8 protein-coding genes and 3 tRNA genes (1 of these 11 only partly in view) are annotated in these 10825 nt (G+C 34.2%); 1 reads left to right on the plus strand and 10 read right to left on the minus strand.

Annotated elements, in window-relative coordinates; genetic code table 11:
• Positions 1 to 56: 56 nt before the first annotated feature.
• The 7 genes from gldN to RT037_RS10440 form a co-directional block, all read right to left on the minus strand.
• Positions 57 to 1166, minus strand: coding sequence for a gliding motility protein GldN (gene gldN / locus RT037_RS10410; RefSeq protein WP_313030843.1), 1110 nt, complete (start codon positions 1164 to 1166; stop codon positions 57 to 59).
• A gap of 57 nt (positions 1167 to 1223) precedes the next feature.
• Positions 1224 to 2798: a GldM family protein gene (locus tag RT037_RS10415; RefSeq protein WP_312321886.1), complete on the minus strand. Its 1575-nt coding sequence runs from the start codon at positions 2796 to 2798 to the stop codon at positions 1224 to 1226.
• Between the two features lie 42 nt (positions 2799 to 2840).
• Positions 2841 to 3521 (minus strand): gliding motility protein GldL, encoded by a 681-nt coding sequence (gene gldL, locus RT037_RS10420; RefSeq protein ID WP_313030844.1) that lies wholly within the window; start codon positions 3519 to 3521, stop codon positions 2841 to 2843.
• A 48-nt stretch (positions 3522 to 3569) separates the two neighbouring features.
• A complete protein-coding gene (gldK, locus tag RT037_RS10425) occupies positions 3570 to 4997 on the minus strand; it encodes a gliding motility lipoprotein GldK (RefSeq protein WP_313030845.1) in 1428 nt (475 codons plus the stop codon).
• A gap of 101 nt (positions 4998 to 5098) precedes the next feature.
• On the minus strand, positions 5099 to 6952 hold the full coding sequence (glmS, locus tag RT037_RS10430) for a glutamine--fructose-6-phosphate transaminase (isomerizing) (protein ID WP_313030849.1): 1854 nt from the start codon (positions 6950 to 6952) through the stop codon (positions 5099 to 5101).
• Between the two features lie 25 nt (positions 6953 to 6977).
• The gene (locus tag RT037_RS10435) at positions 6978 to 8555 is read right to left on the minus strand and encodes a DUF4270 family protein (RefSeq protein WP_313030851.1); all 1578 of its coding nucleotides are present in this window, start codon (positions 8553 to 8555) and stop codon (positions 6978 to 6980) included.
• 15 nt (positions 8556 to 8570) lie between these two features.
• Entirely contained in the window at positions 8571 to 9341 is a 771-nt protein-coding gene (locus RT037_RS10440) for a glycogen/starch synthase (protein WP_313030853.1), read from the minus strand.
• Between the two features lie 223 nt (positions 9342 to 9564).
• Between RT037_RS10440 and panC the strand changes: the two genes are divergently transcribed.
• Positions 9565 to 10413: a pantoate--beta-alanine ligase gene (panC, locus tag RT037_RS10445; RefSeq protein WP_313030856.1), complete on the plus strand. Its 849-nt coding sequence runs from the start codon at positions 9565 to 9567 to the stop codon at positions 10411 to 10413.
• A gap of 120 nt (positions 10414 to 10533) precedes the next feature.
• Here panC and RT037_RS10450 read toward each other — a convergent pair.
• The 3 genes from RT037_RS10450 to RT037_RS10460 form a co-directional block, all read right to left on the minus strand.
• Positions 10534 to 10606: transfer RNA gene (locus RT037_RS10450), tRNA-Lys, on the minus strand.
• A 32-nt stretch (positions 10607 to 10638) separates the two neighbouring features.
• A tRNA-Leu gene (locus tag RT037_RS10455) sits at positions 10639 to 10721 on the minus strand.
• Between the two features lie 50 nt (positions 10722 to 10771).
• Positions 10772 to 10825: transfer RNA gene (locus RT037_RS10460), tRNA-Lys, on the minus strand; it runs 119 nt beyond the window's last position.

The following is a 10825-nucleotide window of genomic DNA, read 5'->3' on the forward strand; positions in this document are numbered from 1 at the left end:
ATAAAAAAACCTGAGTATAAAGATACTCAGGTTTTGTATAATTAGAAATAATATTCTTAATAATTCCAAAGGTCGTTCTCCATTTGCAGAATACGAGCTCTAATTCTGTCACTTTCTTCAATTTGACCATTAGCATCATCAGGAACGTAATCTTCAATGATACCACTACCTCCTCTTCCTTGACCGTTATCTGATTTATAAATGATTGAAGAGAATCTTCTTGCGTTTAACACATCGTCAAAAGTAATGTCAGAAGTTGTGTTCTTGGAATTGAAGATATAGTTACTAGATAATACCTTTCTAGCGTCTGGATAGAACACCCAGAATAAATCAATTGAATCTGGAGCTGCAGCTTCTGGTGTTACACCACTCTCAATTTGAGAACTTGTAATCGAAGCTTGAGCTTTAGCACCGTTAGGATCTGGTCCCATAGCACAGATACCTAGCAAACGATATTTCAATTGGCTATCTCTTTTGTCAATGTACCATTGTCCCATAATCTTTAATAACTTAACATTCTCAGTGCTAGTTTTAATTTGGTCAACATTGGCAATGATATCATTCTGAGTAACTTTAAAGTGACTACCATCCAATTTAACAATTACGTTATCTTTTCCATCTTTATAAACATCTTGTAGTCTAGTACTGTAATAACCTTTAAGCGCATTAATACTAGCATCATCCTCGTTCATAACAGACTTGTAACCCTTTAATGTTTTAGTGACATTTTTGTCATCTATCTTACCTTCGTTCATCAACTGAACAAAGTAGTTATCTACATTAATAGCTGACGTAGATGCTGCAATACCTTCAGGTGTTAATCTTGTTGTAAAATTCTCGTCAGAGTAAACTTCTGCAATTTTACCACTAGTAACTGCATCAATAAGAACTTGATATAAAGATTTGTTTTGAGCAACTAATCCATCATTATTATGATAAAAAGGTTGATTGATTTTATCATTCATATCAATAATTTCCCAGACCACCATGCTTTTAAGGACGTCTTTATCTTCGATAAATCCATACTTTAAAGGTGCTGCCAGACTATCTTTCTTTGCCTCTCTTTCTTGTCTAAATTTTTCAGGAGAAGTTGCATTGAGAACACTAGTTTGAGCTAACGCGAAACTAGAAGAAAGTAATAGAAAATTAAAAACTATTTTTTTCATAAATCATTATTAATATTGATTCGAAAACCAATCAAATTCTTTTTTTATTTAACGTTGTTATTGAACATTTATTGCAATACCTGGAATGTTTTGAAGAACTTGTCCTCCTAATCCAGTTGCAGTAGCTTGGATATCAAAAACAATTGCGATATCACCTGATCTAAGACCTTTTGTTAAACCTTCTACAGCGCTAAGAGAACTTCCGTTAACTCTCATCGCAGCTTTACCAGGAACCTTGAACATGAAGCTATTAACAGAGAAACTTACTGGGAAGTCAAAGTCTGGCATAGCAACAGTTACTGATTGGTTAGCAATAGAACTTGCTGGCATAGCCACAACATTTCTACCTCTAATTTGTCCAACTGGTGGTGGTACATTCTTAACTCTAAATTTGAAAGGTTGAGAAATTGTAGCCCCTTTAGGATCTTTACCAGAAATTGTTAAAGTTACTTCGTTACCTGAAGAAGGTGTTACAGTCCATTTACCGTTACCTCCACCAACTGATGCTCCAGAAGCAGAAAGCGAAATATTACCAGAAGCACCTAAGATAGATCCAGAAACTGGGTTAGGAAGACCTCTATATAATACATTCATCTTATCAGCAGAAAGTAAAGCTCCTTTTTGAGCTTTAAGTTCTTGTACACCTGCGATTACATCATAAGTATGCTCGTATGGTAAAGAATGAACTTTTCCGTTTTTATCAGTAAATTTAATTTCACCTCTTAAAGCTTGAGGACCAACAGCACCAGCATTAAGCGTTGCAATACCTTGACCATTTTCTATACGACTAACACCTGTAATTTGTAGACCTGGGATTGCACTTGCTCTTGTACCAATTGCAACTTTAACCTCTTGCGGAGACCCTTGCAATACTTGTTTTGGACCTTGTACTAAAGCTTCGTAAGCATCAAACTTAATATCTGCATCAACTTTCTCTTGTAACATTGAAGAGATTGCATCTGACTGTAGATTTCTAGCTTCTGATTGAATAACTTCTAAGTTAGACAAAGCAGCAATAAGTGGCTGATTGTAAAACTTATATTGTATCCAATTTTTTCCGCCAGCAGCTCTCTTATCTCCTTTAACGAAATCTGGAACTAAAGTCTTCTGAGCTCTCTTTGCAATATCTGCAAACTGTTGATTAGAAGCAAAAGTTGTGGTGATATAATTTCTTAAATCATCCATTTTTGTCTTTAGTTCAGCAGCTGTTTTTGATGGATTCTTTTCATCTCCATCATTAAAAAATAATTTTGTCGCAGGCTCTGTATTATTTAATGCAGTGAAACTTTCTTCTGAAGGTAAGTTTGGATCATACTCCGCAGCAGTGCTCATTTTACCTTTCAATCCGTCGATAAAACTAACAAGATCATCAGTTTTAGCTTCTAGACCTTTGTATTGTTCCTGCAAAGGACCATATACTTCTGGAGAAGCAGCAGCTTTCGCAAATAAAGTTTTTTCGAAGATTTTATCATTCTTTTCTTCAACCATATTTCTTGTATCAGTAAGAGACTGGTTGGTGTCCTTATATGACCTGATGATTTCTTGGTCAATTTGCATCGCAAGCATCGCGATGAAAACCAAGTACATCAGGTTAATCATCTTCTGACGAGGCGTCTGTTTTCCTTGTGCCATTTTTAAAAAATTTTAATAATTAATAAATAAATGAACTGGAAATTAAGACTTCATAGCAGATAGCATTCCGCCGTATACTCTATTAAGACTAGATAAGTTAGAAGTTAAACCTTGTAATTCTTCGTTGAATTTCTCAGATTGCTCAGCAGATTTTTGAATATCTTCAACATATTTTTTGCTAAATTCTGATTGCTTTTTACCATGCTCTAATTGTAGTGCATAAAGCGCATTCATACTTTCCAGGTGACTAGCAGCAAGATTCATTTGCTCATTATACTTATGTGTAGAAGCACCAACATCAACAGTTTGGTTGATTTGATCTACAGAAGCACCGAATTTTTCGATTCCACCTCTCAATCTTTCAAACATGCTTACATCTAATTTAGCATCAGCAAGCATTTTGTCTAATTTATCAGATAAAGATAATTCTAATTCTTTGTTCTCAACAATTTGATTAACAACTTTCCTTGGTTTTCTTTCAGCAGATTCATCTAAAAGTTCAGGGTATACATTTTCCCAATGGTAAGCTTCCTCAGTTTTTGGTGGATCAAATGCGAACACGATAAATACAATCGCTTCCATAATTAGACCAGCCGCAAGAGCTACGTTACCAGAAATTGGACCTAAACTCCAGTGTGTCATTTTAAATAATGCACCTAAGATTACAATCGCTGCGCCAATTGAATAAAAGAAATTCATTCTGGCTTCTTTAGTTTTAAACATGGTAAAAAAATTTTAGTTAGTAATAGTTAGTAGTTGTGTATTTTGAATTTATTTTGTCGATTTCATCTTAAATTTGACTGACCCTTGTGCGATATCTTGAATTGTTCTGAATCCTACATAGCTTCTGGCAGAGTCCTTTCTTTCCCAATCTCTGTAACCTGTCATCAATAAATAACCAGCATCTTTCCAAGAACCTCCTCTTACAGTTTTTTTAACTTCTCTATAAGCTTGGTTGGATAAATTAGGATTTAGTGTTGAAGAAAACTCATACGTAGAATTATTATATGGAGATTCCGTCCATTCCGAAACGTTACCCGCCATGTCATAAAGACCATACCCATTTCTTGGGAATTTCTTCACAGGAGCAGTATATACATATGTACCCTTTTTCTCATCTTCAATATAATTTCCTCTTTTAGGTTTGAAATTAGCTAAATAGCAACCTCTATCATCTTGAAGATACGGCCCTCCCCATGGATATGAAGCATTTTCGATACCTCCTCTTGCAGCAAACTCCCATTCGGCTTCAGTTGGCAAACGGAAGCTCATTGGCTTTTGTTTCTTTTTCTTTAAGCTACTATTAAAATCAGACTTAATCTTAGTTTTAAAATTACAGAAAGCTCTTGCCTGATCCCAAGTAACACCTACAACTGGATATTGTTTGTATGCTTGATGCCAAAAATACTGATCAAATAATGGTTCGTTATATGCGTAATTAAAATCCTTAACCCAAACAGTCGTATCTGGATAAACTTTAATACTTTCTTTTTTAAGATAGCTAGCATCTCTGGTTTTATCTTTAACAGCAGAAGATACATCTTCCCACTGATAAGAATACATTAATTTGTTAGCATCAATTAATCTTTCATTATTAATTCTCTTATCTGGTGCTAGATACATAGATTCTAAAACCTCAGCATATTGCTCATCTGGATATGCAGCTGTATTCCAATGCAAAGGAACTTTCCAATCTAATTTTTTAGATTCGTCATACCCATCTCTACCTCCTTGAGATTCAAGATAAGATTGATAAGGAGTAACATTATCACCGCCTTTTTTTGAAGCATAAGCGTAATCTGAAATACTTGCCCCCGTTGAACTTTCTGATCCGCCTGTTCCAGCAGCTTCAGCTAACAATGTTCTAGCAATAGAATCTCTAACATAGTTAATAAATTCTCTATATTCAGCGTTAGTAACTTCAGTTTCATCCATAAAGAATGATGATACAGTTACAGTTTTTGGATTTGCTTTTTCCGGCATATTGGTAAAATCCATATCTGTCATACCCATCACAAAAGAACCTCCGGGAATTGGAACCATCCCAAATGGACGCTCTGACATGAATGTTTTGGCATTTTTTGCAGGAATTAATTCTCCTTTCGTTTTTGCCCCTGGTCTACCTGCTGATTTACCCCCCCCTTTTGAGCAAGATACAACAACCGATGCAGATAATAATATTAGAAATATCCTTTTCATTCTATACTATGAAATTAAGCGGTAAATATATAATTTTTTTTAAAACTATTAATATTTTCCTTAACGCATTTTTTAAATTAATATTATTTTAATGTCGAAAATTATTCAACTGTTACCGATTTTGCAAGATTTCTAGGTTGATCCACATTTGCACCTCTATAAACTGCAATATAGTAAGATAATAGTTGTAATGGTATCGCAGCTACAATCGGTGAAAAACACTCTGATGTTTCTGGCATTTCTATTACATGATCAGCCATTGACGCTACCTGTACATCACCTTTATTAACTACTGCAATAACTTGTCCTTTTCTAGCTTTAATCTCTTGGACGTTACTTACAATTTTGTCATAATGCCCTTGTTTAGGTGCAATAATAACGATAGGCATGTTCTCATCAATTAGCGCGATTGGTCCGTGTTTCATTTCTGCAGCTGGATAGCCTTCTGCATGGATGTAAGAAATTTCTTTTAACTTAAGTGCACCTTCTAATGCTGAAGGGAAGTTATATCCTCTACCCAAATATAGGAAATTAGTCGCATCAACGTATTGTTTAGCAATGTTTTTAGCAACTTCATGTGAAGATTGTAAAACCTCTTCCACTTTAGTCGGAATCGCGTCTAATTCTGCAATTAAACTCATAAATTCTGCATTACCAAGATTACCATTATGTTTTCCTAATTTAAGAGCTATTAATGATAAAATTGTTAACTGTGCAGTAAATGCTTTTGTTGAAGCAACACCAATTTCTGGTCCTGCGTGGGTATAAGATCCCGCATCTGTTACTCTCGCTATTGATGAGTCAACAACGTTACAAATACCATATACAAAAGCGCCCTTCTCTTTAGCAAGCTTAATAGCAGCCATTGTGTCGGCTGTTTCACCTGATTGAGAAATAGCAATAACAACATCTTTAGGTCCAATTATTGGATTTCTATATCTAAATTCTGAGGCATATTCTACTTCAACAGGGATTCTTGCAAATTCTTCAATTAGATATTCTCCAATAAGACCTGCATGCCAAGAAGTACCACAAGCGATAATTACAATTCTTTCAGCTTTGTTGATACGCTCAAGATGATCCCAAATACCAGCCATTTTGATGATTCCTTCATTTACAAGAAGGCGTCCTCTCATGGTATCAAGAATAGTTTTAGGCTGCTCAAAAATTTCTTTTAGCATGAAATGTTCGTAACCTCCTTTTTCGATTTGCTCAAGATTCAATCTTAATTCTTGTATAGCTGGTTCAACTTTTTCGTTGTCTTTAATCGTGAAAATATTAACACCATTTTCCAAAGAAATAGTAGCCATGTGACCTTCTTCTAAGTAAACAGCCTCTTTTGTAAATTCAACAAAAGGAGAAGCATCAGAAGCAATGAAGAATTCTTTATCCCCAAGACCAATAGCTAAAGGAGACCCTAATCTAGCTACAATAAGTTCTCCTGGGAAATCTTCGTGCATTACAGTAATTGCATATGCACCATAGACTTCGTTAAGAGAAGCTCTAACAGCGCCTGCAAATCCTAACTCTGGATTTTTATCTGTAAAATATTGAATTAAGTTTACTAAAACCTCTGTATCAGTTTCTGAATGAAATTCGAAACCTTTTCCAATAAGCATTGTTTTTATAGTATCATAATTTTCAATAATACCGTTGTGGATTAATGCAATCTTACCATTATTTGATAAATGTGGATGTGAATTTCTATCACTTGGAACACCGTGAGTTGCCCAACGAGTGTGCCCCATCCCCACATGTGCAATACCTTGAAGTCCTATAGAAATCTCTGCTAAGTCATCAACTTTGCCTTTAGTTTTTTTTACTTCAAGCTTATTATTGTTATTATCGATTACAATACCTGCGCTATCATAACCTCTATATTCTAAACGTCTTAATCCGCTAATTACGATATCGTAAGCATCTCTAAAACCTGTATATCCAACAATTCCGCACATAATTTATGTTTTTTGTGTTATTAATTTATTTTATTAATTTTTTTGAATAAGCTACTCTTAACTGAATATTTTTATAGTCCTTAAGTAAGCTAGCTTCAATTTCTTTCCCAACATTATTTGCATCTGTACCTTTTAAAACAATTCTGTTAGGTGTATAAGCACGATCTGTATAATCTAGACCAAGCATCAATCCTGTTGACGAACTCGATAAATAACTTCCTAAATCGATTATTAAATCTTTTGGTTCTTTAGCTTGTTCAATAATGTCTTTTAAGGTTTTTGTAATACCAATATCGTAATATGCATCTTCCTTATCTAAATTATAAGGTCTAATTAAAGTATAAGTTGTATTCGCAAGTGCCGTCATATCACTTAAAAAATCGGTCGCATCTTTTTCCTTAACTGTAAAATAAGAAGGTTTTGCAAACGTATTTTTCCAAATAGATTCATCTGTATATAATCTAATTTTAGCTGTTACAATACCCACTTTTTGATTTTTATTTAAATCTCTTAAAGTCGCAACAGTCTGAGCAGGAATTCTAACCGTAAGACCGCTTCCTCCCATACCTTGAGCAAATAATTGTGATTGTCCAGCTTCAGTGATACCAGCAATTGCATCCGCATAAGGCGTCCCAGTTCTGTTGTATTCAATTTGGTTAAACTTCGCATTAACTCCACCTAAACTCAAATCATATTGCAACAACTCACTTCGCGTTACTGTGCCATCTGTCGCTGTTAGGTCATTTTTGTAATATAATTTAATAGCAACTGAAGAAGGATCAAATTTAAAAATATAACCATCGTTCTCTTCAACAGAAATTTGAACTCCTTTAAAATATCTAATAAAGTTTGCAGCACTCGTTAATTCTAGCTGCTTATTTTTAGCAATAATTTTAGTTTGGAAGAAATCTTTATCCAAAGGAATTCTTAAGCTAACATCTCTATTTAACAATTCGGAATTATCCGATTTTTTAGTAACAACAACTGAATTAATTGTTCCGTCGAATACTTTTGAACCTAGAACGTTTGATGCAACATTTACTGTTTTATTAGATAATTTTTCATCAGCATAAGCACCTAAGAAATCATTAACCTCCTTAACATTGATTTTAAAACTAGTTTTGTTCCCTCCAATTTTATATTTACCATATTTAGCAACTGGATAAGTATTAACAACTTTTTTTGCCTCTACATTTCCGATTGGATAAATGTAATCATCTTTGGTTGTCGTTGTAACAGAATCTTTCTCGTATAACGGATTAATAACTAAGACAGCAGAATCCAAAACAGCATTCTTACCAAAATCAGCGTTATCAGTAGACATACGTACTTGACTAACATAAGACGATTTTTGCATCCCGAAAACAGGCTCTGTGAAAGCTCCTAAAGTTCCATAACCTAATTTACCAGCATCTGTTCTTATAACATCTCCATAAGTATGATTAAACCCAACGATACTATAAGCCGTTTCAACTCCTTCTGCACTATTCCCATCAAACAATTGCTCCCCAAGATTATCCAAATCCGATTCGCAACTTACAACAGCCAAAGTCAATACTAAAGCACTTCCTAATGTAATTAGGCTTTTTAATTTATTTATCATTCTTGTTTTTTCGATTTAATATAGTTGCGCGATTGCATCTACACTTAGATAATCAGATTTCTTTGCCGACGCTTGTCCATAAGCCTCTTCTAAAGATTCTACTAAAAATTCGTCTCCTTTTACAATAGAATCAACATAGTTCATACTATCATTAACAAAGCCTAAGAAACTTGGATTATCTAACGATGTAAGTTCTGTAATATTATCAAAAGTTAGAATTTCTTTACTATTGCTTCCAAGTTCAGAATTTTCTTCATTGTAAAGAGACAAAACTAACTTAGTATCGTTAAAATATGTATCGTCTTTATAAAAAGTTTTTAAGTAAATAGGAATAAGAGAAGCCATCCATCCATTGATATGGATTACATCTGGCACCCAGTTAAGTTTTTTGATAGTTTCGATAACACCACGTGCAAAGAAAACTGCTCTTTCGTTGTTATCCTCAAAAGCTTTTCCTTCGTCATCAAAATACAATTGCTTTCTTTTGAAATACTCTTCGTTGTCGATAAAGTAAACCTGAAGTCTTTCTCCTGGCAACGAAGCTACTTTAATAATCAAAGGTTGATCTAAGTCATTGATGATAATATTCATCCCAGAAAGCCTAATAACCTCATGTAGTTGGAATTTTCTTTCACTAATTTGTCCAAACCTTGGCATGAAAACCCTCACATCGTTACCTTCTTGATGCATTTTCAGAGCCATCTGGTGGACCATGTTACCCATGTTAGAATCTTCATGGTAAGGATACATCTCTGTTGTAACGTACAAAATCTTTTGATTCGGCATAATATATTTTATTGTCTAAAAAGTATAAACACTTTATTTTGCAAAATTACAAAAATTTATTGCAATTGTTTTATTTTAATAATTTTTAGCACGATTTGGTCAACCACCACACTTATATACGCACTAAATCAAGCATTTAACATTTAATTTTATAAATTTTTAACAAATAAAAAACTTTTGTACAGATACATTTTATAATTTTACATTCAATTTTAACAAGATTATGAAAATCCTAAATAACAGAGTCGAATTAGAACAATTTGTATCTGAAGCTAAAAAACAAAACAAAAGCATCGGGTTTGCACCAACAATGGGCGCCTTACACGATGGACATATTTCGCTTTATAAAGAAGCTAGAAAAGAAAACAACCTAGTTATTTCTTCAATTTTTGTAAACCCAACACAGTTTAACAATCCTGAAGATCTCGAAAAATATCCAAGAACAGTAGAAAAAGACATCGAAAAACTAGATGTTTCTGGATTAGTAGATGCAGTATACGTTCCTTCTGTAGAAGACATTTATCCTGGCAATCTTGAAAGCAAAAATTACAACTTCAATGGCTTGGAAAACGAAATGGAAGGTGCGGCGCGACCAGGACACTTCGATGGTGTCGGCACTGTCATCGAAAGACTTTTTGAACAAGTAAAACCTGACAATGCCTATTTCGGAGAAAAAGATTTTCAACAACTAAGAATTATCGAAGCTTTGGTGGACAATCTTAAACTTTCTGTAAAAATACATGGTGTTAAAATCCACAGGCAAGATGACGGTCTTGCGATGAGCTCGAGAAACATGCGCCTTAGCGAAGAAGAAAGAAATGCGTCCACTATTATTTATCAAACTTTAAAAAAAGTGAATGATTGGTTCCGAGTTATTACAATTCCTGAAATTAAAAATCGCGTCGAAGAAATTGTCGAAAACCAAAAAGGTATGGAACTCGAATATTTTTTAATTGCAGACGAAGAAACCTTGAAAGAAACACACTTCTTTTATAAAGATAAAAATTATCGCGCTTTTATGGTTGTTAATGTCGGCAAGGTAAGATTAATTGACAATATGCATCTGGATTAAGTCCAGATGTTTTTTTTTTGCAATAGATATAAAAACATAGAAGCCTCCTTATTCAGGAGGCTTCTAAACACCAAATCACAAAATATTAATATGAAAAAAATTTACTATGAGGTAAATTTGTGACCCGGCTGGGATTCGAACCCAGGACCCATACATTAAAAGTGTATTGCTCTACCAGCTGAGCTACCGAGTCTTGAATAATTGCTTATTCTAGTTTTTTGCTTGTGCCTGCGACTGGACTCGAACCAGCACATCCTTAGGAAACCACCCCCTCAAGATGGCGTGTCTACCAATTTCACCACGCAGGCTTAAAATCTTTGCTAAAGACTAAATCTTTATTTCAAATTTTTTAAGCTAGTGACCCGGCTGGGATTCGAACCCAGGACCCATACATTAAAAGTGTATTGCTCTA

It is taken from the genome of Soonwooa sp., assembly GCF_032062245.1.
Taxonomy (GTDB): domain Bacteria; phylum Bacteroidota; class Bacteroidia; order Flavobacteriales; family Weeksellaceae; genus Soonwooa.